The 25,600-nt window shown below is 66.4% G+C and carries 23 protein-coding genes and 3 tRNA genes; 9 read left to right on the plus strand and 17 right to left on the minus strand.

All coding sequences use genetic code 11. From position 1 onward, the window contains the following. Positions 1-5 precede the first annotated feature (5 nt). The 5 genes from clpX to LFT44_RS11655 form a co-directional block, all read right to left on the minus strand. Positions 6-1,286 carry an ATP-dependent Clp protease ATP-binding subunit ClpX gene (gene clpX / locus LFT44_RS11635; RefSeq protein ID WP_236798600.1) on the minus strand — a complete coding sequence of 427 codons (1,281 nt, stop codon included), beginning with the start codon at positions 1,284-1,286 and terminating at the stop codon, positions 6-8. A 173-nt stretch (positions 1,287-1,459) separates the two neighbouring features. After that, positions 1,460-2,119 (minus strand): ATP-dependent Clp protease proteolytic subunit, encoded by a 660-nt coding sequence (locus tag LFT44_RS11640; protein WP_138606612.1) that lies wholly within the window; start codon positions 2,117-2,119, stop codon positions 1,460-1,462. 37 nt (positions 2,120-2,156) lie between these two features. Next, on the minus strand, positions 2,157-2,780 hold the full coding sequence (locus LFT44_RS11645) for an ATP-dependent Clp protease proteolytic subunit (RefSeq protein ID WP_272910838.1): 624 nt from the start codon (positions 2,778-2,780) through the stop codon (positions 2,157-2,159). Positions 2,781-3,013: 233 nt separating this feature from the next. Continuing rightward, complete coding sequence (tig, locus tag LFT44_RS11650) at positions 3,014-4,414, minus strand: trigger factor (protein WP_236798602.1); 1,401 nt, start codon at positions 4,412-4,414, stop codon at positions 3,014-3,016. A gap of 79 nt (positions 4,415-4,493) precedes the next feature. Beyond that, positions 4,494-4,568, minus strand: a tRNA-Pro gene (locus LFT44_RS11655). A gap of 131 nt (positions 4,569-4,699) precedes the next feature. Here LFT44_RS11655 and LFT44_RS11660 point away from each other — a divergent pair. Next, positions 4,700-4,773: transfer RNA gene (locus LFT44_RS11660), tRNA-Gly, on the plus strand. A gap of 156 nt (positions 4,774-4,929) precedes the next feature. Here LFT44_RS11660 and LFT44_RS11665 read toward each other — a convergent pair. From LFT44_RS11665 to LFT44_RS11675, 3 genes are all read right to left on the minus strand, one after another. Then, positions 4,930-5,889, minus strand: coding sequence for an Fpg/Nei family DNA glycosylase (locus tag LFT44_RS11665; RefSeq protein WP_236798603.1), 960 nt, complete (start codon positions 5,887-5,889; stop codon positions 4,930-4,932). Beyond that, positions 5,889-6,383: a ribose-5-phosphate isomerase gene (locus LFT44_RS11670; protein ID WP_236798604.1), complete on the minus strand. Its 495-nt coding sequence runs from the start codon at positions 6,381-6,383 to the stop codon at positions 5,889-5,891. Before LFT44_RS11670 ends, LFT44_RS11665 begins: the two co-directional genes overlap by 1 nt. An 86-nt stretch (positions 6,384-6,469) precedes the next feature. Beyond that, on the minus strand, positions 6,470-7,489 hold the full coding sequence (locus LFT44_RS11675) for a hypothetical protein (protein ID WP_236798605.1): 1,020 nt from the start codon (positions 7,487-7,489) through the stop codon (positions 6,470-6,472). Between the two features lie 173 nt (positions 7,490-7,662). On the opposite strand from LFT44_RS11675, the gene pepN reads away from it, so the two are divergent. Then, positions 7,663-10,236 carry an aminopeptidase N gene (pepN, locus tag LFT44_RS11680; RefSeq protein ID WP_236798606.1) on the plus strand — a complete coding sequence of 858 codons (2,574 nt, stop codon included), beginning with the start codon at positions 7,663-7,665 and terminating at the stop codon, positions 10,234-10,236. After that, positions 10,233-10,706, plus strand: coding sequence for an OsmC family protein (locus LFT44_RS11685; protein ID WP_236798607.1), 474 nt, complete (start codon positions 10,233-10,235; stop codon positions 10,704-10,706). The genes pepN and LFT44_RS11685 overlap by 4 nt, the downstream gene beginning before the upstream one ends. Here the strand turns inward: LFT44_RS11685 and LFT44_RS11690 are convergent. Further along, positions 10,703-11,701 carry an NAD-dependent epimerase/dehydratase family protein gene (locus tag LFT44_RS11690; RefSeq protein ID WP_236798608.1) on the minus strand — a complete coding sequence of 333 codons (999 nt, stop codon included), beginning with the start codon at positions 11,699-11,701 and terminating at the stop codon, positions 10,703-10,705. The two genes, LFT44_RS11685 and LFT44_RS11690, sit on opposite strands and share 4 nt — an antisense overlap. Positions 11,702-11,767: 66 nt before the next feature. On the opposite strand from LFT44_RS11690, the gene LFT44_RS11695 reads away from it, so the two are divergent. Both LFT44_RS11695 and LFT44_RS11700 read left to right on the plus strand, forming a co-directional pair. Further along, positions 11,768-12,451, plus strand: coding sequence for a mechanosensitive ion channel family protein (locus LFT44_RS11695; protein ID WP_236798609.1), 684 nt, complete (start codon positions 11,768-11,770; stop codon positions 12,449-12,451). A 1-nt stretch (position 12,452) separates the two neighbouring features. Further along, positions 12,453-12,920, plus strand: a complete 468-nt coding sequence (locus tag LFT44_RS11700; RefSeq protein ID WP_272910795.1) for a globin — start codon at positions 12,453-12,455, stop codon at positions 12,918-12,920. Between the two features lie 44 nt (positions 12,921-12,964). On the opposite strand, the gene LFT44_RS11705 is transcribed toward LFT44_RS11700, so the two are convergent. Next, positions 12,965-13,627, minus strand: a complete 663-nt coding sequence (locus LFT44_RS11705; protein WP_236798610.1) for a hypothetical protein — start codon at positions 13,625-13,627, stop codon at positions 12,965-12,967. A gap of 64 nt (positions 13,628-13,691) precedes the next feature. On the opposite strand from LFT44_RS11705, the gene LFT44_RS11710 reads away from it, so the two are divergent. Continuing rightward, positions 13,692-14,612, plus strand: coding sequence for an acyl-CoA thioesterase (locus tag LFT44_RS11710; protein WP_236798611.1), 921 nt, complete (start codon positions 13,692-13,694; stop codon positions 14,610-14,612). Positions 14,613-14,701: 89 nt separating this feature from the next. Here the strand turns inward: LFT44_RS11710 and ettA are convergent, their stop codons facing one another. From ettA to LFT44_RS11725, 3 genes are all read right to left on the minus strand, one after another. Continuing rightward, entirely contained in the window at positions 14,702-16,384 is a 1,683-nt protein-coding gene (ettA, locus tag LFT44_RS11715) for an energy-dependent translational throttle protein EttA (RefSeq protein ID WP_236798612.1), read from the minus strand. A 61-nt stretch (positions 16,385-16,445) separates the two neighbouring features. Continuing rightward, positions 16,446-17,033 (minus strand): DUF6993 domain-containing protein, encoded by a 588-nt coding sequence (locus tag LFT44_RS11720; protein ID WP_236798613.1) that lies wholly within the window; start codon positions 17,031-17,033, stop codon positions 16,446-16,448. Positions 17,034-17,240: 207 nt separating this feature from the next. Further along, positions 17,241-17,795 carry a single-stranded DNA-binding protein gene (locus LFT44_RS11725; RefSeq protein ID WP_236798614.1) on the minus strand — a complete coding sequence of 185 codons (555 nt, stop codon included), beginning with the start codon at positions 17,793-17,795 and terminating at the stop codon, positions 17,241-17,243. 207 nt (positions 17,796-18,002) lie between these two features. Here LFT44_RS11725 and LFT44_RS11730 point away from each other — a divergent pair. Further along, positions 18,003-18,075 (plus strand) — tRNA-Arg (locus tag LFT44_RS11730). 49 nt (positions 18,076-18,124) lie between these two features. Here LFT44_RS11730 and LFT44_RS11735 read toward each other — a convergent pair. Beyond that, positions 18,125-19,351, minus strand: coding sequence for an ROK family protein (locus LFT44_RS11735; protein WP_236798615.1), 1,227 nt, complete (start codon positions 19,349-19,351; stop codon positions 18,125-18,127). Positions 19,352-19,498: 147 nt separating this feature from the next. Between LFT44_RS11735 and xylA the strand changes: the two genes are divergently transcribed. Beyond that, positions 19,499-20,686, plus strand: coding sequence for a xylose isomerase (xylA, locus tag LFT44_RS11740; protein WP_236798616.1), 1,188 nt, complete (start codon positions 19,499-19,501; stop codon positions 20,684-20,686). A 116-nt stretch (positions 20,687-20,802) separates the two neighbouring features. Continuing rightward, positions 20,803-22,227, plus strand: coding sequence for a xylulokinase (xylB, locus tag LFT44_RS11745; RefSeq protein ID WP_236798617.1), 1,425 nt, complete (start codon positions 20,803-20,805; stop codon positions 22,225-22,227). 138 nt (positions 22,228-22,365) lie between these two features. On the opposite strand, the gene LFT44_RS11750 is transcribed toward xylB, so the two are convergent. From LFT44_RS11750 to LFT44_RS11760, 3 genes are read right to left on the minus strand one after another with little or no spacing between them, the layout of a single operon-like run. Beyond that, on the minus strand, positions 22,366-23,205 hold the full coding sequence (locus LFT44_RS11750; RefSeq protein ID WP_236798618.1) for a sugar phosphate isomerase/epimerase family protein: 840 nt from the start codon (positions 23,203-23,205) through the stop codon (positions 22,366-22,368). After that, a complete protein-coding gene (locus LFT44_RS11755) occupies positions 23,202-24,416 on the minus strand; it encodes a dihydrodipicolinate synthase family protein (protein ID WP_236798619.1) in 1,215 nt (404 codons plus the stop codon). The genes LFT44_RS11750 and LFT44_RS11755 overlap by 4 nt, the downstream gene beginning before the upstream one ends. Continuing rightward, positions 24,416-25,585 carry a Gfo/Idh/MocA family protein gene (locus LFT44_RS11760; protein WP_236798620.1) on the minus strand — a complete coding sequence of 390 codons (1,170 nt, stop codon included), beginning with the start codon at positions 25,583-25,585 and terminating at the stop codon, positions 24,416-24,418. The genes LFT44_RS11755 and LFT44_RS11760 overlap by 1 nt, the downstream gene beginning before the upstream one ends. Positions 25,586-25,600 lie beyond the last annotated feature (15 nt).

Raw genomic sequence — 25,600 nt, forward strand, 5'->3', positions numbered from 1 at the left:
CTCGGTCAGGCAGATTTACGGCGCTTGGCCACGTGCGGAATCATGGTGGGCTCGGCTCCCCGCAGGACCACGTCTTCAGTGATTACCACGCTGGCAACGTCCTCGCGGCTGGGAAGATCGAACATCACGGGAAGCAGGACCTCTTCAAGGATGGCGCGGAGGCCGCGGGCACCGGTGCCGCGCTCCAGGGCCTGGTCCGCGATCGCGTCCAGGGCGCTGTCATCAAAGACCAGTTCCACGCCGTCGATCTGGAACATCTTCTGGTACTGCTTCACCAAGGCGTTCTTGGGGGTGGAAAGAATCTGGATCAAGGCGTCCCGGTCCAGGTTGGACACGGTGGTGATCACCGGGAGCCTGCCGATGAATTCGGGGATCAGTCCGAATTTCAGCAAGTCCTCCGGCATGACCTCGCCGTAGGAGTCCACCTTCTTGCTGGCCTCGTTGAGCGGGGCACCAAAACCAATGCCCTTGCGGCCGGAACGGGACCCGATGATCTCCTCCAGGCCTGCGAAGGCGCCGGCCACGATGAACAGGACGTTGGTGGTGTCGATCTGGATGAATTCCTGGTGCGGGTGCTTCCGTCCACCCTGCGGCGGAACGGAGGCCACTGTGCCCTCCAGGATCTTCAGGAGCGCCTGCTGCACACCCTCACCGGAGACGTCACGGGTGATGGAGGGGTTCTCGCTCTTGCGCGAGATCTTGTCGATCTCATCGATGTAGATGATGCCCTGTTCGGCCTTCTTGACGTCGTAGTCCGCGGCCTGGATGAGTTTGAGGAGGATGTTCTCCACGTCCTCACCCACATAGCCGGCCTCAGTCAGTGCGGTGGCGTCCGCCACGGCGAAAGGAACGTTGAGCCGCCGCGCAAGGGTCTGGGCGAGGTAGGTCTTGCCACAGCCCGTGGGGCCGATGAGGAGGATGTTGGACTTGGCGATTTCGACGTCGTCGTGGTGGCCGCCCTCCCCCAGGCTCCCGGACTTTGGCGCATGGCCTGCCTGGATCCGCTTGTAGTGGTTGTAGACCGCGACGGCGAGGGAGCGCTTGGCAGGCTCCTGGCCGATGACGTATTCCTGGAGGAAGTCGAAGATTTCACGCGGCTTGGGCAATTCGAAGCTGCCCAGATCGGCGACCTCAGCCAGCTCCTCTTCGATGATTTCGTTGCACAACTCGATGCATTCATCGCAGATGTAGACACCGGGCCCGGCAATGAGCTTGCGCACCTGCTTCTGGCTCTTTCCACAGAAAGAGCACTTCAGCAGATCCGTGCTCTCGCCAATCCGAGCCATATGTGAACCCCTTAGTATCCTGCTGCCAGGCAGCCCTGCACCATTGCTGAAATCTTCCGGGCCAGCGAGGACCGGTTTGTGACACCATCCACTCTAGGTCACATTCGGCCCCAAGGGTGGAAAGAAAAGGCCGGTGCGGCCAAATGAACTGGCCGCACCGGCTTTCCGTACTGCTACCTGGTGATCGCCTGGGGCTTGATCTTGCGGGAATCAAGCACCTGGTCGATGAGGCCGTATGCCTGGGCCTCGTCGGCGGTGAGGATCTTGTCGCGTTCGATGTCGTTGTTGACCTGCTCCGACGTACGGCCGGAGTGCTGCGCCAAGGTGTCCTCAAGCCAGGAGCGCATGCGCATGACCTCGGCCGCCTGGATCTCCAGGTCGGATGCCTGCCCGCCCTGGCCGCCGGACAGCGCCGGCTGGTGGATCAGGACGCGGGCGTTGGGCAGGGCAAGCCGCTTGCCGGGGGTGCCGGCCGCGAGCAGGACTGCAGCGGCGCTGGCGGCCTGGCCCAGGCAGACAGTCTGGATCTCGGGGCGGATGTACTGCATGGTGTCGTAGATGGCCGTCATGGCCGTGAACGAACCGCCCGGCGAGTTGATGTAGAGGGTGATGTCGCGGTCCGGGTCCGTGGACTCCAGGACCAGCAGCTGCGCCATGATGTCGTCAGCGGAAGCATCGTCCACCTGCACGCCGAGGAAGATGATGCGGTCCTCGAAGAGCTTGGTGTACGGGTCCTGGCGCTTGAAGCCATAGGGGGTGCGTTCCTCGAACTGCGGCAGTACGTAGCGGCTGGACGGAAGATTGCCGGCTGACCACCCGAAGTTGTAGTTCATTGTTTTTGCTCCTGATCGAAAGGGTTCTGGATGCCGGTTAGCTCTGGGAAGCGGATTCGCCGGAGGAACCGTTCGAGGTTCCGCCGCCGCCTGACACGGAGCCGGCGTGCGCGGCGATCTTGTCGAAGAAGCCGTACTCGAGGGCCTCGGTGGCGGTGAACCACTTGTCGCGGTCGTTGTCCTTGAGGATGGTTTCAACGGTCTGGCCGGTCTGCTCAGCGGTCAGTTCCGCCATGACCTTCTTCATGTGCAGGATGAGCTCGGCCTGGATTTTGATGTCCGAAGCCGTGCCGCCGATGCCACCGGAGGGCTGGTGCATCAGGACGCGGGCGTTGGGGGTGGCGTAGCGCTTGCCCTTGGTGCCCGAGGAGAGCAGGAACTGGCCCATGGACGCGGCCAGGCCGGTGGCGACGGTGACGACGTCGTTGGGGATGAACTGCATGGTGTCGTAGATGGCCATGCCTGCCGTGACGGAGCCGCCGGGCGAGTTGATGTAGAGGTAGATGTCCTTTTCCGGGTTCTCGGCCGAGAGCAGGAGCAGCTGCGAGCAGATCGCGTTGGCGTTATCGTCACGCACCTCCGAGCCCAGCCAGATGATCCGCTCCTTGAGAAGGCGGTTGTAAATGTAGTTGTCCTGGGCTGCAGGATCGACGGTCGCCATCCGGGGGGCCTCTGAGTGCTGTGACATGTTTAATTACCTCTCACTGGTGACGGTGACATCACTGAAAATCACTACTTGGACACTAACCGGTTTCCCCGGTGTTTTGTTCGTGCACTGACGGCTGTTCGCTGACGGCGCACGATCGTCGAATCCGCGGTGTGTTGTTATAGCTCCAACGCGAACGGCCCCCGGATCGGAACGATCCAGGGGCCGTGCTGCGGGTCCGGTGAGGACTAGGCCTTGGCCTCCGCGGTGGCGTCCTCAGCTTCGACAACCTCGGTCTCAGCGGCGTTAGCTTCGATGGCGTCAGCGTCGGCTGCTTCGGCTGCGGGAACTTCCTCGCCGCCGGGGCGGACGAAGTCGCTCAGGTCCACTGCCTTGCCCTCGGTGTCGGTCACCGTGGCCTGGCCGAGGACGACGGCCAGCGCCTTGCGGCGGCGAACCTCGGAGACCATCATGGGCACCTGGCCGCTCTGATCGATGATCTGGGCGAACTGGTTGGGGTCCATGCCGTACTGGCTGGCGGTGGTGACGATGTAGTCGATCAGCTCGTTCTGGCTGACGTTGACTTCTTCCTTCTCCGCGATGGCGTCGAGGATGATTTCGTTCTGGAAGGCGCGGGCCGTGTTGGCGCGGACCTCTTCGCGGTGCTCCTCGGTGTCGTGCTCGCCGTCTCCGTGGCCGTTGCCCTCCTGGAAGTGCGCTTCGAGCTGCTCTTCGACGACCGAATCCGGAACGGGAACCTCAACGAGCTCCACCAGCTTGTCCAGGACCTTGTCGCGGGCCTCAACGCCCTGCTCCACGATCTTGGAGTCAGCAGCCTGCTTGGCGAGGTCTTCGCGCAGCTCGGCGAGGGTGTCGAACTCGGAGGCCAGCTGGGCGAAGTCATCGTTCGCCTCGGGCAGTTCGCGTTCCTTGACGGCCTTGACCACTACCTTGACCTGGGCTGCTTCGCCGGCGTGGTCGCCGCCCACCAGCGTGGTGTCAAAGATGGCGTCCTCATCGGCGCTCAGGCCGGTAACGGCCTCGTCCATGCCCTCGAGCATGGTGCCGGCGCCAACCTGGTAGGACAGGCCGGCAGCGGAGTCGACCTCTTCGCCGTCGATGGTGGCGGTGATGTCGATGGTGAGGAAGTCGCCGTCAGCAGCTGGGCGGTCGACGGACTTCAGGGTGCCGAAGCGGCCGCGAAGTTCGTCGAGGGCCTTGTCCACGTCGGCTTCGGAGGATTCGGCAGCCGCAACCTGGACCTCGATGCCGGAGTAGTCCGGGAGTTCGATTTCGGGGCGGACGTCAACCTCGGCGGCGAACTTCAGGCCGCCGTCGGTTGCTGAGGGATCAGGCACCTCGGTGATCTCCACCTCGGGACGGCTCAGGGGACGGATGCCGGACTCCTGCACGGCAGCCTGGTACCAGCCGTTAAGGCCCTCGTTAATCGCGGTCTCCAGGACGTAGCCGCGGCCGACGCGCTGGTCGATGAGCTTGGCGGGAACCTTGCCCTTGCGGAACCCGGGGACCTGGATCTGCGAGGCAACAGTCTTGTAGGCCGAGTCGATGCTGGGCTTCAGTTCCTCAAAGGGGACCTCAACATTGAGCTTGACCCGCGTGGGGGTGAGGTTCTCGACAGCGCTCTTCACGGTCTAAGTACTCCTGGGTTGTGGGATGGGTTTCTGCAAACGCATTGGATGTCCAGGCCGACTGGTCCTGGCCGCAGAGTCGGGGTGACAGGATTTGAACCTGCGACTTCCTGCTCCCAAAGCAGGCGCTCTAGCCAAGCTGAGCTACACCCCGTAAGTGCACAGGCAAGTCTACGGTGATACGCGTCGGGATTGCACATTTGACACGTAGGCCATGGATTAGGTTTAGTTGTATCCGGCTTGAACAGCCAGCCCGGAGTTTCCGCGAAAAACGGATCTTCCTTCGGGGACGTAGCTTAATGGTAAAGCCTCAGTCTTCCAAACTGATTACGCGGGTTCGATTCCCGTCGTCCCCTCCATGAAAAGGGACCCCTCTGCAGAGGGGTCCCTTTGGTTTTAAGCCGTGTCGCGAACCGTCGTGGGGCATTTTGACGGCGCATCAGCAGTAATTCCCGACGGCGGGCGGCGTGTCCGTGCCAAAGTGCCCCGCGAAGGCGCGGCCCAGGCAGGCTGGCCTACTCCTGCGGCTGCTGGCAGAACGGGCACCAGTAGAGGTTCCGTCCGGCCAGCTCGGCAATCAGCACGACAGTGCGGCACACCCGGCACGGCAGGCCCTGCCGCTTGTAGACGAAATGGACGTCGTCACCGTGCGGGAAGCCGGCGCTCTTGGCCGGCACGGGCACGCCTGCCGCGGCTGCCTTGGCTGCGGTGGTGCCATCGAGCGTCCAGTACTTGGGCGGGGTGGTGATGATCCGCCCGTCCGCCACCCCGTCGGTCATGACGGCGACGATGTCCCGCCAGAGCTTGCGGGCGTCGCCGTCCGGCAGCGCGCTTCCGGGGAGCCACGGGTCCAGGCGGCGGCGGAATAGGACTTCCGCCCGGTAGACGTTCCCGACGCCGGCAATCACCTTCTGGTCCATGAGCAGGGCTGCGAGCGGGGTCTTCCTGGATCGAAGCTTCCCGGCGAACCGGCCGGCGTCACCGCGCAGGTTCCGCAGCGGGTCGGGCCCCAGCCGTGCCAGCACCGCATCCGCATCCGCTGCGGTGATGGTTTCACAGGTGGTGGCACCGCGAAGGTCCGCCCAGCCGTGCCTTCCGGCGAGCCTGACGCGCACGGCCCCAACGGGTGCCGGCGGCCCGGCGTAGGGTGCGCTGCCGTCGTCGTCCGGGTCCCCGAAGGCCTCCTGCTCCCCTACCCGCCTGGGGGCGCCGATGCTGGAGGCACCGGTGAAGGTGCTGTCGCCGCCGAAGCTCCAGGCGCCGTACAGTCCCAGGTGGACGTGCAGCACCAGCGAGTTGTCGAAATGCAGGAACAGGTGCTTGCCGTGTGCCTCGGCGGCGACCATGGTGCGGCCGTCCAACAGCGCCGCTCCCCCGCTGAACCTGCCCTGCGGACTGGACACGGCCAGGGCCTCGCCGGTGAAGACATCACCGAACTGCCGGGCGAGCCTGCGGACGGAATGGCCTTCAGGCACTACTCGATGACCTCGCCGGTTGCCTCGAACACTGCGATCTTTTCGATCCTGCGGATGTGGCGTTCATCGTTGCTGAACGGTTCGGCCAGGAATGCCTCGACCAGTTCGGTGGCTTCTTCCACCGTGTGCTGGCGGCCGCCCAGGGCCACCACGTTGGCATCGTTGTGCTCGCGGGCCAGGGTTGCAGTGGAGAGGTTCCAGGCGAGGGCGGCGCGGATGCCCCTGACCTTGTTGGCGGCGATCTGCTCGCCGTTGCCGGAGCCGCCCAGCACGATGCCCAGGGCGTGGATGCCGGCCTCCCGGTCCGCCACCACGGCAAGGGCTGCGTTGATGCAGAAGGACGGGTAGTCGTCCTGGGCGTCGTAGACCTTGGGCCCGTGGTCCACCACCTCGTACCCCTTCCCGGTCAGGTGGGACACCAGGTGGGCGCTGAGCTCCATGCCTGCGTGGTCGGTGGCAATGTGGACCCGCGGGAAGGCAGGGGTTGTGGTCACGTGCTAAGTCCGTTCATTTCGTGGGGCTGGCAGGCCGCCGGTGGAGGCCGGAACGACACCGATAAGGATACTCGGACTGCCGCGGGTCAGGTCCCGGGGCGTCCGGTGGCGGGTGGCGTGCTTCCGCCGCGCCGGGCCCGGGCGGCCACCCGGGTGAGGACTTCGGCCAGCCGCGCGGCCGAGGCCTGGCTGCCGCCGCTGACGGCGACGCGCTGGCCGTCGGTCTTGCTGACGACGACGGCGGGCCCGCTGCTTACCAGCATGGCCGCGGTTCCGCCGTGGTGCCGGTAGCCCCACCCGCCGTAATCGGCGGCCTTGACGTCCGCGGCGCTGGCATCGGCAATGGCGCCGGCCGGCACGTCCATGACCGGAACGAGCCCGGCCAGCATGACCTTCAGCCCTCGGCGGTCTGCCCGTACGCGGGCGAAGAGGAACGCGGCGCCGATGACGGCCAGGACCACCAGGAGGATCCCCAGCCACGGCACCACCACCGCAATCAGGGCTGCCGGGAACAGGGAAGCGATGGCGATCATCACGAAGACTGAACTCTTGGCATGCACCCAGAGCCTGATGCTGTCCCGGGCAAGGTCTGGATCCAGTTCCCTGGCGATGGCTATCTGCAGTGCGCGGTCGTCATCGGGAGACCATTGCCGGTCGGCCTTGTACACCATGCCCATGGCCACGCCGAGCGAGACTGCGGCACCGCTGCCGAGGGCGAGGACCGTCATGTCCACGTGCGACTGCCGGGCGTCGGCCAGCCCGGTTTGGCCAATTAAGCCTGCGGCAAGGGCGGAGGTCATGAAGAGGCTGAGGAAAAGCCCTGCCCCCATCATGATCCGGCGCATCATGACCGGCCGGCCAAGGGGTACTGCCTGCAGCAGGACCAGCCAGCCTGCCACGACGATTCCCGCCGCACCAACCCCTACGTAGGCGCCGAACGGCGCAAAGGCGGCACCGCCGTCGTCCGTCCACTGGATGGCGAGTGGATCCGGAAGGTCCGGACGCAGCAGGAACGCGCAGTAGACGAAGGCGGCGGCCAGCACGACGGGGAACCCGACAGCGAAACGCATTGCCTTGGTATCCACCGAATCCAGCAGCTTTCCCATGTATTTAACGCTACCCCTGGGGCCGCCCCGCCAATCGCCGGACCCTGCGGGGAGCACGCTGTGACCTGCGCAACTTGCCAAGGCCTGCAGGGATGGAAGAATGCATCACAGTGCCGGAACCGGGACCACCGGCCGGCAGCCGAAACTTCTCTGGAGGACCTCCTTTGCCAGGCATGAACCTGACCCGCGCCGAAGCCCGTGAGCGCGCCGATCTGATCACCGTCGAGTCCTACGATGTCAGCCTCGACCTGACCCGCGGCGGCGAGGTCTTTGGCAGCACCACCACCGTGAAATTCACGGCGGCGCCGGGGTCATCCAGTTTCATCGACGCCATTACCCACGCAGTGCACGGCGTGACCTTGAACGGCCGCAGCCTTGATCCGGCCACCGTCTCAGACGGCGTACGGATCCAGCTGCCGGACCTGGCGGAGCAGAACGAACTGACCGTTGTGGCCGATATGCCGTACATGAACACCGGGGAAGGTTTGCACCGGTTCGTGGACCCGGTGGACAACGAGGTCTACCTGTACACGCAGTTCGAGGTTCCCGACTCCCGCCGGATGTTCGCCGTCTTCGAGCAGCCGGATCTGAAGGCAACCTTCGCCTTCACGGTCGCGGCGCCGTCGCACTGGGACGTCATCTCCAACTCCCCCACGCCTTCTCCGGCGGAAGCCGCGCCGGCCGAGGACGGCTCGGCAAGGTCCGTGTGGACGTTCGCCCCGACGCCCCGGCTGTCCTCCTACGTCACGGCCCTGATTGCCGGCCCCTACCAGTCCGTCCGCAGTGAGGTCACCAGTTCCGACGGCCGCGTGATCCCGCTCGGCGTCTTTGCCCGGAAATCACTGATGCAGTACCTGGACGCGGACAACATCTTCGAACTCACCCGCCAGGGCTTCGGGTTCTTCGAGGCCCAGTTCGGCTGCCCGTACCCGTTCGAGAAGTACGACCAGCTGTTCGTTCCGGAGTTCAATGCCGGCGCCATGGAGAATGCCGGCGCCGTGACCATCCTGGAAGGCTACGTTTTCCGCAGCAAGGTCACCGGCGCCCAGATCGAGCGGCGCGCCATCACAGTGCTGCACGAACTGGCCCACATGTGGTTCGGCGACCTGGTGACCATGCGCTGGTGGAACGACCTGTGGCTCAACGAGTCCTTCGCCGAGTACATGTCCCACCTGGCGGCGGTGGAAGCCACGTCCTTCACCAGCGCCTGGACCACGTTCGCGTCGGTGGAGAAGTCGTGGGCCTACCGGCAGGACCAGCTCCCCACCACGCACCCGATCTTCGCTGAAATCAACGACCTGCAGGACGTTGAGGTCAACTTCGACGGCATCACCTACGCCAAGGGTGCCTCGGTGCTCCGGCAGCTGGTGGCCTGGGTGGGGCCCGAACAGTTCATGGCCGGTGTCCGTGAGTACTTCGCCAAGCACTCCTGGCACAACACCGAACTCCAGGACCTGCTGGTGGAACTGGAAAAGGCCAGCGGCCGCGACCTGGATGACTGGGGCCGGCAGTGGCTGGAGACCGCAGGCGTCAACACCCTGGCCCCCGAGCTGGATGTGGACCCGGACGGGAAGCTGCGCTCCTTCGTGGTCCTGCAGTCCGCGGTGCCCGAGTGGCCCACGCTCCGCCCGCACCGCCTGGCCGTAGGGTTCTACAACCTGAACGGCGCCGGCAAGCTGGAGCGGGTGCACCGCGAGGAGCTGGATGTCGACGGCGAACGTACTGAAGTGCCGGCGCTGGCCGGCCTTGCCCAGCCGGACCTGATCCTCATCAACGACGACGACCTCGCTTATGCCAAGGTGCGGCTGGATCCCAAATCGCTGGCCACCGCCACCGCCCACCTCAAGGACTTCGCCGGAAGCCTGCCCCGGACCCTGGTCTGGAACTCGGCGTGGGACGCTGCCCGGGACGGCGAGACGCCGGCCCGGAAGTACGTGGAACTGATCCTGGCCAACGTGGCCGCAGAGACCGACTCGTCCGTGATCCTGGTCCAGCTCCGCCAGCTGGCCACCACCCTGAACTTCTATGTGGCGGAAGAGCACCGCGAGGCCACCACAGTGGCGGCGGCGGACCGGCTGTGGGACCTGGCTGCGGAGGTTCCGGCGGGCTCCGACGGACAGCTGCAGTTCATCAAGGCCTTTGCCCTCCTGGCGCGCAGCGGGTCCCAGTTGGACCGGGTGGCCGGCCTGCTGGATGGGTCGGTGGCTTTGGCGGGACTGAGCCTGGACCAGGACCTCCGGTGGGAACTGGTGGCCTCGCTGGTGGCGGGTGGCCGGATGGGGCAGGACGGCATCGACGCGGAACTGCAGCGGGACAACACCTCCAGCGGACAGAATGCGGCCGCGCTGGCCAAGGCTGCCATCCCCACCCCGGAGGCGAAGGCCGCGGCCTGGGAGTCCATCGTGGTCAAGGGCGAACTGTCCAACGCGCTGCAGGGATCGGCGGTGACCGGCTTCATGCGGGTGCTGGACCGCTCGCTGCTGGAGCCGTACTCCGAAAAGTATTTCGCGGCTGTGCCGGGCATCGTGGCGACCCGCACCCACGCACTGGCCCAGCAGATCGTCGTCGGGCTCTACCCGGCGCTGCTGACCACCCAGGCCACCATCGACCGGACCGACGGCTTCCTGGCGTCGCTGCCGGCTGAAAGCGCCGCGCTGCGCCGCATGATGCTGGAAAACCGCGACGGCGTTGCCCGCGCCCTGCGTGCACGCGCCGCCGACGTGGTGGCGGACGGCAGCCTGCAGTGAGCCTCGATGAACACCGCTACTCCCTGACAGTCCAGTGGACCGGCAACCGTGGGGACGGCACTTCGTCCTACCGGAGCTACTCGCGCGACCACGATGTGCTCATTCCGGGCCTGCCGCCCCTGAAGGGCTCGGCGGATCCCACGTTCCATGGGGACCGGGAACGGTACAACCCGGAGCAACTGCTCCTGGCCGCGCTGGCCCAGTGCCACATGCTGTCCTACCTGCACGTGGCGGTGAAACACGGTGTGGTGGTCACGGACTACCGGGACGAGGCAACCGGGCTGATGCGGCTGAACCGGGACGGCAGCGGCCAGTTCGAGCGGGTTGTCCTGCATCCCCAGGTGACGGTGGCAGACGCAGCGCAGGCCGAACTGGCGGCGTCGCTGCACCACGAGGCCAACCAGGTTTGCTTCATCGCCCGCAGTGTGAACTTTCCGGTGGAGCACCAGCCGGAGACGGTGGCGGGCTAGCGTCCGGGGCCGCTGCGGAGCAGGTTCACAAGCCGTTGTTCCGTGGCGGGAGTCAGGCCGGCCTTCCGGGGCCGGTCCAGCCCGCGGGCGCGTTCGTCACCCAGGGTATCCACCAGGGTTTCCTGCCATGGCCTCAGCGCCATGCCGGCGGCTTTGGCTGCCCGGTTGCTGCGGGCCATGAAGCCCTCGTGGTGGGGTGGCAGCCAGAGGGGAAGGGACTCCGGCCCGGACCAGTAGTTGACCTCCTGTTCCACCAGCCAGTCTGCGGAAGCAGTAACGGCGGCGGTGTCCGTGGCGGACGCCGCGCGGCAGGCGCTCACGAGGTCCGCGAAAGGGATCTGGTCCCCGATGGCGTTCAAAGGACCCGGGATCCCGCGTTCTGCGGCCAGCAGGATCCAGGCCGCCAGGTCCCGGACGTCGATGACCTGCGTGGGGTGGCCGCCGAGGTCCGGGACAAGCACGGGTCCGGAGTCCCGGGCAAAGCGGCCCGGCCAGTACCCGTAACGGTCGGTGGGGTCGCCGGGGCCGCTGATAAGGCCTGCGCGGCAGAGGTGGGCCTTGCCGTTCGTGGACTGCACCGTGGCTTCCTCAATGGCCACCTTGGATTCGCCGTAATTGTCCGGGGTGGAAGGCGTACCGGCGGGCAGGGGCGGCAGCAGCGATGCGTCCTCCGCCGCACCGGGGACGGAGTTGTCCGCATAGGCCGAACAGCTGGACACAAAGGTCCAGTGCCCGGCCCGGCCTGCCAGGGCCGCCAGGGCTTCCCGCGCCGGATTAGGATCCCGTGCCACCTCGATCACGGCATCCCAGGCGCCGGCCAGTTCCCCATACGCGGCCTGGCCTGTTGACCGGTCAGCCCTGATCCACGCTGTGCAGGGCGGTGCCGCGCCCGTTGTTCCACGCGCCAGGCAGGTGACGTCATGCCCGGCAGCAACCGCCTGCGTGGCAATCTCCTTGGAGAGGAAGGCGGTTCCGCCGAGGATGAGGATGCGCATTGCTCCACGCTACGGCGCTAGGGTTGAAAGAGAACAGAGCAATATCCCAAGGAGCTACGTCCACCAATGGTCAGCATGTTGTCCCTTCTTCCCCCTGCCACCAGCCAGCCAAGCGGGGTGAGCATCCCGGGCATCGTGATCAGCCTCGGCGTCGGCGTGGCCGTCTGGCTGGTGGCGACCTTCATCATCTCGCGCATCACCAAGCGCGTCGCAGCGGGAAGCAACTTCTTCAAGAAGCCCACCTTCAAATGGGTGGCGCCGGCTTTCCGCGCCCTGGACCACGAACGGCGGGTCCAGCGCGCGGAGACGATCGGTTCGCTCCTGAACAGCGTGGTGGGCGTGCTGGTGGTCATTATCACCGGCATGTACGTGCTGCAGAACCTGGACATCAATATCGCCCCGCTGCTGACCAGCGTGGGCATCCTGGGTGTGGCCATCGGCTTCGGCGCCCAGCAGCTGATCCGGGACTTCCTGGCCGGAATCTTCATTACCATTGAAGACCAGTACGGGATCGGCGACGTGATCGAAACCAGCGAAGTGGTGGGCGTGGTGGAGTCCATGGGCCTGCGGATCACCCGTGTCCGCTCCGACGACGGCGCCATCTGGTACCTGCGCAACGGTGAGATCCTGCGCGTGGGCAACCGGTCGCAGGGGCGCTACGTCCCGCTGCACGAATCCGACGACGGGACCACCGACCAGGGCTCGGCGCACGTTGAGACCAAGAAGACAGACCAGAAAGCCGGGGACTAGCATGTCGCTTCCCATCGAGCCACGCCGCCCTGTCCCAGGGCAGCGGCCCCAGTTGATGCAGAACGATCCCTTCAGCAAGCCGGAGTACACCGACAGCTTCTATGATGCCGTGGGCGGCCACGACACCTTCGTAAAGCTCATCGACGTCTTCTACGACGGCGTGGCCACCGATCCGGTGCTGCGGCCGATGTATCCGGAAGAGGACCTGGCCCCGGCGAAGCGCCGGTTCCTGATGTTCCTGGAGCAGTACTGGGGCGGCCCCACCACATACGGCGAGGAACGCGGCCACCCGCGCTTGCGGATGCGCCACATGCCGTTCAAGGTCACGCCCGAGGCGAAGGACCGGTGGCTGTTCCACATGCGGACCGCGGTCGATGCGCTGGAACTGCCGCCGCTCTACGAAGGCACACTGTGGGACTACATGGAGCGGGCCGCCTTGTCCATGGTGAACAGCCCCTCCGGAGCTTAAGCCCGATTTTCCCGCCGCCCCAACGCGGCCGCGGCAGCCTGGCCTTAGAGCAGGCCGCTGCCGGTCCGCGCCAGGACGTGGCCGCGGGGCCCGGTCAGCCGGAACCAGCGGCCGGCCCGGTAAAGCTTCTGGTCTCCGTCACCCAGGAACCCCAGCGCGAAGGCCGCGAAGGCTGCACCGGCGGGCAGGCCGGCGTCGTCCAGTTCCCGCCCCCACACAGCAGCCCGTGCGTTGTTGACGATGAGGGCGCCAGGCTTGTCCGGCACGATGCCTGCCACTTCGGCGATGCCCGCCTCCGCCGCAGCCCGAAGGCGGGCGTCGCTGACGGACCCCAGCAGCTCCCATCCGCCCCGCGGTGCGCCGACCCCCGTCCATGATTCGCTGACAGTGGTGGGCGGAACCGGGAATTCGACGTCCTGATCCCCCGTCCGTGCCAGCCGGTCCAGGACCGATGACAGTGCAACGGTGACATCGGTCCTGGACGGTTCCGCCAGGGCCATGGTGCGCAGTCCCAGGATGGTGGGCGTCGATTCGCCCAGGAGCCTGGGCCGCAGGACGCAAACGTAGGCGGCAAGGACTGGACCGGCGGCCTGCAGGCGCATCGCTCCGCCGTCGTCTATGGCTTTGGCGCGGGTGGCGAACGTCTTGAGGTCGGCCAGATCCCGGGGATCGGCGAAACGGAAGGACGAAGTGAGAAGTTCAGACACACCTAAGACACTACCGGCTGCACTCCGGTTGAGTGGTTCCCGGGGCGCCGTCTAGAGTCGGACCATGACTGAAGCCGAAGCCGGACTGCTGGCGCCGCCAAGCGGAGACCCAACCTCATCGCTGATCGAACTGCTGGACCTTGGTGAGCTTGAGGGCGCACGGACGGATGAGGATATTTTCCTGGGCCCTTCCCAGCAGCAGCCCCACCATAGGGTTTTCGGCGGGCAGGTGCTTGCGCAGTCACTGGTCGCGGCCACCAGGACGGTGGATCCGGAGCGGTTCGTCCACTCCATGCATGGCTACTTCCTGCGGCCGGGCGACGCCAACAAGCCCATCACCTTCGGGGTGCAGCGGTTGCGCGACGGCCGGTCCTTTTCCGCCAGGCGCGTCCACGCCTATCAGGACGGGGTGCCCATCCTGTCAATGATTGCCTCCTTCCAGGGTGACGATGCAGGCATCGACCACTCCTCCGTCATGCCGGCTGGAATCCCGGACCCCGAGTCGCTGCCCAGCACAGCTGACCTGCTGGGGAAGTTCGACCACCCCGTGGCCCGGCATTGGGCGTACGAGCGCCCCTTCGACATCCGGCACGTGGACCCGCCGCTGTATGTCTCCGCAACCGGCCCGCGCGAGGCCCGCAACGCCGTCTGGATGAAGACCTTCGGCCCGGTGCCGGACGACTCCAACCTGCACCGTGCCGCCCTCGCCTATGCCAGCGACTACACGCTCCTCGAGTCGATTCTTCGACGCCACGGCCTGAACTGGACCACCCCGGGCATGAACGTCGCAAGCCTGGACCACGCCATGTGGTGGCACCGCCCGGCACGGGTTGATGAATGGCTTCTCTACGTCCAGGAGTCCCCCAGCGCCCATGGCGCCCGGGGCCTGGCCACGGGCAAGATCTTCAACCGTGAGGGCCACCACGTTGCCTCGGTGGCGCAGGAGGGCATGGTTCGGGTTCCCAACCTCCCGGAAGACGCCTAATCCTGCCGGGACGACGGGCCGCGCATGAAGAAGGCCGGCATCCGACGTGAAAAGCTCACCTCGGATGCCGGCCTTCTTCCTTTGCCCTGCTAGTCGCGGGTGAGGCGCCGGTGGGTGACACGGTGCGGCTTGGCGGCGTCGGGACCCAGCCGCTGGACCTTGTTCTCCTCGTAGGATTCGAAGTTGCCCTCGAACCAGTACCACTTGGAGGGGTTTTCGTCGTCGCCTTCATAGGCCAGGATGTGGGTGGCCACCCGGTCCAGGAACCAACGGTCGTGCGAGACCACCACGGCGCAGCCCGGGAACTCGAGCAGCGCGTTTTCCAGGCTGCTGAGGGTTTCGACGTCAAGGTCGTTGGTGGGCTCGTCAAGCAGCAGCAGGTTGCCGCCCTGCTTCAGGGTGAGCGCGAGGTTCAGCCGGTTCCGCTCACCGCCGGAGAGGACGCCTGCCTTCTTCTGCTGGTCCGGGCCCTTGAAGCCGAATGCGGCCACGTAGGCGCGGGACGGCATTTCGACGTTGCCCACCTGGATGAAGTCGAGTCCGTCGGACACGACCTCCCACAGCGTCTTGTTGGGGTCGATGCCGCCGCGGCTCTGGTCCGCGTAGGAGATCTTGACCGAGTCACCGATCTTCAGGTCGCCGCCGTCGAGCGGTTCCAGGCCGACGATGGTCTTGAACAGGGTGGTCTTGCCCACGCCGTTGGGGCCGATGACGCCCACGATGCCATTGCGGGGCAGGGTGAAGGACAGCCCGTCAATCAGGACCCGGTCCTCAAAGCCCTTCTGGAGGTTCTTGGCCTCCAGCACCAGGCCACCCAGGCGGGGTCCCGGCGGGATCTGGATCTCTTCGAAATCAAGCTTGCGGGTGCGGTCTGCCTCTGCGGCCATTTCCTCGTAGCGGGCCAGGCGGGCCTTCGACTTGGTCTGGCGGCCCTTGGCGTTGGAGCGCACCCAATCGAGTTCCTCGGCGAGGCGCTTGGCCTGCTTGGCGTCCTTCTTGCCCTGGATTTCCAGGCGGGCGCGCTTCTTCTCCAGGTAGGTGGAGTAGTTGCCCTCATAGGGGTACAGGTGGCCGCGGTCCACTTCGGCAATCCATTCAGCCACGTGGTCGAGGAAGTAGCGGTCGTGGGTCACGGCAAGGACGGCGCCGGGGTAGCTGGAGAGGTGCTGTTCGAGCCACAGTACGCTCTCGGCGTCCAGGTGGTTGGTGGGCTCATCGAGGAGCAGCAGGTCCGGCTTCTGCAGGAGCAGCTTGCACAGCGCCACGCGGCGGCGTTCACCACCGGAAAGGTTGGTGACATCGGCATCGGCCGGCGGGCAGCGCAGCGCGTCCATGGCCTGTTCCAGCTGGGAGTCGAGATCCCAGGCGTCGGCGGCGTCGATGGCTTCCTGCAGCTTGCCCATCTCTTCAAGGAGGGTGTCGTAGTCAGCGTCGGGGCTGGCCATTTCCTCCGAGATCTCGTTGAAGCGCTGGATCTTTCCGTAGATCTCGCCAACGCCTTCCTGGACGTTGCCCAGGACGGTCTTTTCCTCGTTAAGGGGCGGTTCCTGGAGCAGGATACCCACGCTGTAGCCGGGGCTGAGCCTGGCCTCACCGTTGGAGGGCGTGTCCAGCCCGGCCATGATCTTGAGGATGGTGGACTTACCGGCACCGTTGGGGCCCACAACACCAATCTTGGCGCCCGGGAAGAAGGACATGCTTACGTCATCAAGGATGAGTTTCTCGCCAACGGCCTTGCGGGCCTTGGTCATTGTGTAGATAAATTCCGCCATGGTCTCAAATCTAGTGGGTTGGCGGGCAGATCTCACATTTGCGGCCGGCAGGCTGACGCGATCAGGATCCGACGAAACATTTACCGCTGGCCAGGACCGGAAGGACCGTGACGGTTACGGCTCCTTCGCGCACCTGTCCGATGACGCAATCCCTCCCCTGCAGGACAGCCGCCTCGATGGCATCTGCTTCCAGTCCGGTGGGCGTCCGGCTTTGCGAGACCTGGAGAACGGCGGGCGCTATGCCGGCACCGGTGAGGGCTTCGCTGACCTGGCCCGTCGCAGGCTTTGGAGTTCCGCTTGCCAATTTGGTCAGGGTGTCCGTAACGGTGCGCTTCACCTTGTCGGTGGCCGCTTCAGCCGCAGCCGCGGAGGCCGCAGCGGATGTGCCTGGGACCCCGCCGGATGTGCTGGCCAGCGGCTCTCCGCCGGGACGGCTGCTGCCCGGGGCCGAGCCAGCGGCCTGGGCCGGCTCCTGCGTTGCACCGGCGGCTGCCGTCGCCGGCAACGACCCCTGCCCTTCACTGGATCCAAGTACCGGTTGACTTGCGGAAGGGCCGGCAACACACCCTGACAGGGCAAACGCCAGGACGGCGCATGCCAGCGCTGCACCGGCGCGTTTATTCGGCCGTTGGTAAGGGGTGGGACGCATGGAGTCATTCTGCCATGGACGCAGGCACGGGCCGGGGTGAGTGAACGGCACCGGGCGTGGTCGTGCGGGAGACACATCGTGCGGAAGCATCGCCGGCAATAGGCGCCCGGCATCAGGCATGTGGCGGGCGGACGGAGGGCGGCCGGGGGGTGCCGCCGTCCGTCCGCGCGCGAATGAACGGGGACACTGATACCTGATACGTGATTCCTAGACTTCCGCGAGTTCCCCCGTTTCCAGGTCCAGCGAGGCGAGGGCACCATCACTGTCCTCGATGACGACGGCGGGCTGGCCGTGGTCTTCGGGGTGTTCGTCCTCGTGGTCCTCCAGGTCATCCGGAACCTGGTCCATTCCGGCGGCGTCGTCAGGAACCGGCGGCTGCTCCACCAGGGAGAGCGCCGGCCTGGAAGCGGTACGAATGAAGTTTGCCGATCCAAAGGTGAGATCGTGCCCCACGGCCTCAGCATCGATGATGGTGGAGTGATACACCCGGCCGTCCTTCTCCCAAGTGTGGATCTTCAGCTTGCCCACGACGATGACCGGTTGTCCCTTCCTGATGCTGCAGCCAAGGGTTCCGGCAAGGTTGCGGTAGCCCTGGACCGTGAACCAGTTGGTGTGTCCGTCACCCCAGGTCCTGGATGCCCGGTCAAAACGACGGGCGGTGGAGCCGAGCCGGAAGGAGGCCGTTGCCACTCCGCCTGGCGTGGTGGAACTCGTAATCTCCGTGGCCACGAAGCCCCGGATGGTGATGATCGTTTCGCTCATGTCTACGTCCTGTCTGGATGGTGGCGCCTTTAGCAGGCATGACCAGCATCGCGCCGGACAACACCGGACGGCAGGCATGGATTTTCCTATGTGGACAACGAGCGCCGACAAGGAAGGTGTGGAGGAGGGGTGGCGGCAGAATGCCGCTCCCGGCGCCCCGGGCAATGTAAACTTTTTGAGGCGCCGGCTTGCAGGCCGGAAGCCGATGCCTCAGTAGCTCAGGGGATAGAGCAGCGGCCTTCTAATCCGCCGGTCGGGGGTTCGATTCCCTCCTGGGGCACTTTGAGGGCAATGCCCCGGTCTTCGGACCGGGGCATTGTGCATTCCGGTTAAGCGTGCAGCCGGTGCGGCGCCTCCACCAGGGAGCGGATGACGCTGCCGGCCGCACCCAGCAGGGCTCCCGACTCGCCCACGGCGGAGACAGTGACCTGCTCCGGCGCGTACTTGCCCGGCGCGTACTTCTGCACGCTGTCGAGCAACGGACCGCGCAGCCAGGGCTCAAGGACCGCGAAATGTCCGCCCAGGACGGCCGACTGGATATTGACCACCCGGGCCGTTGACGCGAGCGCTATGCCCAGGCAGCGGCCCGCCTGTTTGACGGCGGACACCGCGTTGGGGTCTCCGGCCTCCAGCGCCTGCAGGAGCGCGGACATGCTGGCGGACCGTGACGCAGCGTCCGGAGCCAGGCCGGCTGCAGCGAAAATGGCGTCCTGGCCGGCGACGGTTTCCAGGCAACCGGTCCCCCCACAGGAACAGTGACTGCCGTCCGGGTCCACCACGATGTGTCCGACTTCGCCGGCATGGCCTTCCGGGCCCGAGAACAGCTCGGACCCGATGACGATCCCGCCACCGACGCCCACTTCACCGGAAACGAACAGGAAGTCGGAGGCACCGTCCGGCCGGTACCGCAGTTCTGCCAGGGCAGCTGCGTTGGCCTCATTGAAGAGCGCCACGCCCAGGGGCGTTTCGGGCAGCAACGCATCAAGGTCAAGGTGCACATCGACCCAGCCAAGGTTAGGGGCGGTGAGCACCCGCGCCGCAGCAGGGTCAACAAGGCCCGGAACGGCCAGCCCTCCGCCGAGGACCTCGACGCCCTGCTCCCCCGCCGCGCTCCGTACCCGGGCGGCCAGGACTGTAAGCGCCGCCAGTACCGGGGCGTCCGGGCTGTTGCGGTTGTCCCGCTCCTTCACCTCCCGGATCAGGACACTGCCGGCCAGGTCAACCACGGCCGCAGAGATGTAGTCCACGTTAATTTCCATCCCCATGACAGCGCGGCCCGGGTTAAGCTCCAGTCCGACGCCCGGCCGGCCGCGCCCCTGCGGGTTCAGGCCTACTTCCCGGATGATGCCGACGTCCAGGAGGTCCAGCACCAGGCTGGACACCGACGCTTTGGTCAGCCCGGTGGCGCCCGCGATCTGTGCGCGGCTGGGGCAGGTGCCGCGTGGGAATTCCGCGATCGCACCCAGGACCAGGGCAAGGTTGCTGCGCCGGACGTCCCCCACACTGCCGGGGGCTGCGCCTCCCGGTCCCGCCACTGCAGGCACCGGCATCACCATCACAAAGCTCCTCGATCTATGGCTCCGTTAATTTTTCCGGCTGTCGCAAGCTGGACCTCTTGACCCCACCCTACGTCGGCTCATATAGTTCAGGCAATGAACTAATGCTTCGCAATCCCGCGGAGCGCTCGATCGCAAGGACGCGTCATGACTCTTTCCCCCACCCCCGCCGACAAGTTCACTTTTGGCCTCTGGACGGTCGGCTGGACCGGCGCCGACCCGTTCGGCGTCGCCACCCGCTCGGCGCTGGACCCCGTCGAAGCCGTTCACCGCCTGGCCGAACTTGGCGCGTACGGCATCACCTTCCATGACAATGACCTCGTCCCGTTTGGTGCCTCCGCTTCCGAGCGGGAGCTGATCCTGAAGAACTTCAGAGCAGCCCTTTCCGAGACCGGGCTGAAGGTTCCGATGGTTACCACCAACCTGTTCAGCCACCCCGTTTTCAAGGACGGCGGCTTCACCTCCAACGACCGTTCCATCCGGCGCTTTGCCCTGTCCAAGGTGCTGCGCAACATCGACCTCGCCGCCGAACTCGGCGCCGAAACATTCGTCATGTGGGGCGGCCGCGAAGGCAGCGAATACGACGGATCCAAGGACCTCGCCGCAGCCCTGGACCGGATGAAGGAAGGCGTGGACACCGCCGCAGGCTACATCAAGGAGAAGGGCTACAACCTCCGCATCGCCCTCGAACCCAAGCCGAACGAACCGCGCGGCGACATCTTCCTGCCCACCGTGGGCCACGGCCTGGCCTTCATCGCCCAGCTGGAACACGGCGACATCGTGGGCCTGAACCCCGAGACCGGACACGAGCAGATGGCGGGGCTGAACTTCACCCACGGCATCGCCCAGGCACTGTGGGCCGGCAAGCTCTTCCACATCGACCTCAACGGCCAGCGCGGGATCAAGTACGACCAGGACCTGGTCTTCGGCCACGGCGACCTCACCAGCGCCTTCTTCACCGTGGACCTGCTGGAGAACGGCTTCCCGAACGGCGGCCCGAAGTACGACGGCCCGCGCCACTTCGACTACAAGCCCTCCCGCACCGACGGCTACGACGGCGTGTGGGAATCCGCCAAGGCCAACATGGCAATGTACCTCCTGCTCAGGGAACGGGCCCTGGCCTTCCGCGCAGACCCGCAGGTGCAGGAAGCCCTCAAGACCTCCGGCGTCTTCGAACTCGGCGAAAGCACCCTCGCCGCCGGTGAGAGCACCGCGGACCTGCTCGCTGACGCCGCAGCGTTTGAGGACTTCGACGCCGACAAGGCCGCCGAGCGCTCCTTCGCGTTCGTCCGGCTCAACCAGTTGGCCATCGAGCACCTCCTGGGCGCCCACTAGCCACCCGATACCCGCTGCGGGGCCTGGGAGACACAACCTCCAGGCCCCGCAGCGTTTCCATTCCTGCACTGAGACATTCCTGCACTCAGACATTCCTGCACAAAGAAAAGAACCCCATGCCGCTTGTAGCCGGAGTCGACAGCTCCACCCAGTCCTGCAAGGTAGTCATCCGCGACGCGGACACCGGAGCGCTGGTCCGCCAGGGCCGCGCCGCCCACCCCGAAGGCACCGAGGTCAACCCCGACCACTGGTGGACGGCCCTGCAAAAAGCCATTGCCGACGCCGGCGGACTCGACGACGTCAGCGCCGTCTCCATCGGCGGCCAGCAGCACGGCATGGTCTGCCTGGACAGCGACGGTGCAGTGGTCCGTCCGGCGCTGCTCTGGAACGACACCCGCAGCGCAGGCGCAGCGGCGGAACTTATCGAAAGTGCCGGCGGCGGCGATCCCGCCGCCGGCGCGCAGTACTGGGCCAACGCCACCGGTACCGTCCCGGTGGCGTCCCTGACCGTGACCAAGCTGCGCTGGCTGGCAGCCCACGAGCCGGACAACGCCGCAAAGGTGGCCGCCGTCTGCCTTCCGCACGACTGGCTCACCTGGCGGCTCGCCGGCTACGGCCCCGGCAGCGGAGAAGAGGGATTGGCCGCCCTGGCCACCGACCGCTCCGACGCCTCAGGCACCGGGTACTACTCGACGGCCGAGGGCAAATACCTTCCTGACGTCCTCACCGCCTCCCTTGGGCACGTGCCCGTCCTCCCCAGGGTCCTTGGGCCGTTGGAAGCGGCGGGAAAGACGACGGCAGGCGCTCTCCTGGCTGCCGGCGCCGGGGACAACGCCGCCGCGGCCCTCGGCGCGGGGGCGGGGCTGGGCGACGTGGTGGTGTCGCTGGGCACCTCCGGCACAGTGTTTGCGGTTTCGGATAAGCCGGCGGCAGACCCCTCGGGACTGGTGGCAGGGTTCGCCGCCGCTGACGGCCACTACCTGCCGCTCGTCTGCACCTTGAATGCCACCCGCATCTTCGATGCCACGGCCGCGCTGCTGGATGTGGACCTGCCGGAGTTCAACCGGCTTGCCCTGTCCGCTGGGCCCGGCGCCGGAGGCCTCACCCTGGTCCCCTACTTCGATGGGGAGCGGACGCCCAACCTGCCCGACGCCACAGGTTCCCTTCATGGAATCACCCGGGCCAACTACACCCCCGCCAACCTGGCGCGCGCCGCCGTCGAAGGCGTGGTTTGCTCCCTGGCCGACGGTTTGGCGGCCCTGCAGGCGCAAGGCGTGCAGCCAAAGCGGATCCTGCTGGTGGGCGGGGGCGCCCAGTCGGTTGCCGTGCAGGAAGTCGCCGCAGGCCTTTTGGGAACGGCCGTCACCGTCCCCCAGCCGGGTGAATACGTTGCCGACGGCGCCGCACGGCAGGCAGCCGCGGCACTCACCGGACAGTTCCCCGCTTGGGCGGCAGACGCCGTCGACCTTCCACACGGAACGGACGACGCCGGCGTGCTGGCGAGGTACCGCAGGTTCGCCTCGCTGTACGCCCAGGGCTAGCAGCAAGGGCGGGCAGCGGGGAACGGGCAGGAAAAAGGACCCGGGCCAGCGGTGGGAAACCACCGCTGGTCCGGGTCCTTCCATGTGGGGCGCAGGCTCCTGCCGTGACGTAGCAGGAGCCCGCGGTCTGGTATCAGATCAGGCGTACGGGAGGACAAGCTCCGCGTACCGCTCCTTGACCGTGGCCAGGACAATGTTGCCGTCCGTGTCCCAGATCTCCTGATTGAAAATTTCCACCTCAATGTCGCCGGTGTACCCGGCGTCACGCACCCAGGTGCCAATGGTGGCAAAGTCCACCACGCCGTCGCCCATGTACCCGCGGGACAGCAGCGGGTCTGCGGCGATGGGCATGTTGAAGTCACACACCTGGTAGGAGGCGATCCGGTTCTCACGTCCGGCACGCTCAATCTGCGTCTTAAGTTCCGGGTCCCACCACACATGGAAGGTGTCGACGGCGACACCCACCGTCGCGGCATCGAACGGCGCCGCGAGGTCCAAGGCTTGGCCCAGGGTGGAGATGAGCGCCCGGTCAGCGGCGTACATCGGATGCAGCGGCTCCAGCACCAGGCGGACGCCGTTCTCTTCCGCGAAGGGGACCAGGTCCGCGAGCCGGTCTGCCACGCGCTGCCGGGCCGCCACCACGTCCTTCTCCCCCGGCGCCAGGCCACCGACCACCAGGAACAGCTCCCTGGTGTCCAGGGCCACGGCCTCGAGGATGGCGGCGCGGTTGTCGGCGAGCGCTGCCGCCTGCCCCTCGGCGTCGGCGGCGGTAAGGAACCCGCCACGGCACAGGGACGAGACGCGGAGGCCGGCGTCCTTGATCAGGCGTGCCGCTTTGTCCAGCCCGGCTTCCTCGACGCGGTCGCGCCAGGGGCCGATGGCCGGGATGCTGGCCTTGACGCAGCCCTCGACGACCTGGGCGAGCGTCCACTTCTTGGTGGTGGCGCTGTTGATGGAGAGGCGCGAAAAGTCGCTCATACGCCCACCCCGTTGATCCGCAGGTAGTCCGACATCCGGAAGGCTGCCAGTGCCGGGTCCTTCAGCAGGCCGGCCTGGTCGGCCAGTTCGAAGGTCCTGGACAGGTGGCACACCGAGCGCCCGGAATGCAGTCCGCCCACCATCTGGAAGCCGGGCTGCCTGCCGTTGAGCCAGGACATGAACGCTATGCCGGTCTTGTAGTAGAACGTGGGGGCGCTGAAGATGTGCTTGCCCAAGTCGCGGGTGGAGTCCAGGATTTCGCGTGCCTTGGCGGCGTTTCCGGCCTCGTAGTTCTGCAGGGCCACCGAGGCGGCCGGGTAGATGGCGGCAAAGATGCCGAGCAGGGCGTCGGAGTGGTGGGTTCCGTCACCGTCAATCAGTTCGGGGTAGTTAAAGTCGTCGCCGGTGTAGAGGCGGACGCCTTCGGGCAGGGCTGCGCGCAGGCCAACCTCGTGGCTGGCGTCGAGCAGCGAGACCTTGACGCCGTCCACCTTGTCCGCGTTGTCCCGGATCAGGCCCAGGAAGGTTTCGGTGGCGGCAGCGACGTCGTCGGAACCCCAATATCCTGCGAGGGCGGGGTCGAACATGGTGCCCAGCCAGTGCAGGATGACCGGCTGGTCCACTTCCTGCAGCAGCGTGGAGTAGACGCTGAGGTAGTCCTCCGGGCCGCTGGCCACCTTTGCCAGGGCCCGGGATGCCATGAGGATGACCTTGGGTCCGGCCTCGGTGATGACGGCGATCTGTTCACGGTAGGCCTCCAGGACTGCCCTGATCCCGGCCTCACCGGAGGGCAGGGAGTCGATGTCCAGCTGGTCGGTGCCGGCCCCGCAGGACACGAGGTCCCGGACGGATTTGCCCGCGGTGGCCGGGGTGTTGGACGACACCACTGCGGCGGCCTCCACCCCTGTGCGCTTGATGAGCTGCTGCGTGGCAGCCCAGTCCAGGCCCATGCCGCGCTGGGCCGTGTCCATGGCATCGGCAACGCCCAGGCCGTAGGACCACAACTCGTGCCGGTAGGCCATGGTGGCGTCCCAGTCGAGGCGCGCGGGGGCGCCCGGGGTGTTGTCGGCGAGGACCTCGGGAATGACGTGGGCGGCCGCGTAGGCACGGCGTGCTGTCAGGGGGGCTGTGGGCCGGGCCCAGGCACTGCCGCCCTGCAGGCGGTACTCCCTGGTGCCGCCGTCATCGGAGGGAAGAATGAGTGAAGTCATTAGAGGGTGATCTCCGGGATGTCGATGGTGCGGCGTTCGTCGCTGGAGCGCAGGCCAAGCTCGGCCAACTGGACGCCGCGCGCTGCGGACAGCAGGCCGAAGCGGTGCTCGCGGCCGGCAACCACATCGCGCAGGAACTCTTCCCACTGCAGCTTGAAGCCGTTGTCCAGCTCGGCGTTGGCTGGAACTTCCTGCCACTGGTCACGGAAAGACTCGGTGACGGGGAGGTCCGGGTTCCAGACGGGCTTGGGGGTGTGTGCGCGCTGCTGGGCGACGCACTTGTTCAGGCCCGCAACCGCGGAGCCATGGGTGCCGTCCACCTGGAATTCCACCAGTTCGTCGCGGTAGACGCGCACGGCCCAGGAGGAGTTGATCTGGCCGATGACCTCGTCGCCGCCCGGGGTCTCAAGCTCGAAAATGCCGTAGGAGGCATCGTCCGCGGTGGCCTTGTATTCCTTGCCGGTCTCGTCCCAGCGGGTGGGGATGTGGGTAGCGGTTTTGGCGTTGACGCTCTTGACTTGGCCGATGATGCCTTCCAGGACATAGTTCCAGTGGCAGAACATGTCCGTGGTCATTCCGCCGCCGTCTTCCTTTCGGTAGTTCCAGGACGGACGCTGGGCCGCCTGGATGTCACCTTCGAAGACCCAGTAGCCGAACTCGCCACGGATGGAGAGGATGCGGCCGAAGAAGCCCTCATCCACCAGGCGGCGGAGCTTGACCAGGCCGGGAAGGTAGAGCTTGTCATGGACGACGCCGGCGGTGACGCCGGCTTCCTTGCCGATCCGCGCCAACTCGATGGCCTCTTCCAGCGTTTCCGCAGTGGGCTTTTCGGTGAAGATGTGCTTTCCGGCCAGCATTGCCTTCTTCAGGGTGGCGGCGCGCAGGCTGGTCATGGAGGCATCGAAAACGACATCGACAGTGGGGTCGTTGATCACGGCGTCCAGGTCGGTGGTCCATTCTGCAACCTTGTGCTTTTCCGCCAGCTCGCGGATCTTGGCCTCGTTGCGGCCCACCAGGATGGGTTCCACCTGGACCCGGGTGCCGTCCTCAAGGGTGAAGCCGCCGGCGTCACGGATGGGCAGGATGGAACGCAGCAGATGCTGGCGGTAACCCATCCGGCCGGTGATGCCGTTCATGGCGATGCGGATCGTTTTCGTTTCGAAGCCCATGTGTCCTCCACGGTG

Source organism: Arthrobacter sp. FW306-05-C, assembly GCF_021801725.1.
Classification (GTDB): domain Bacteria; phylum Actinomycetota; class Actinomycetes; order Actinomycetales; family Micrococcaceae; genus Arthrobacter.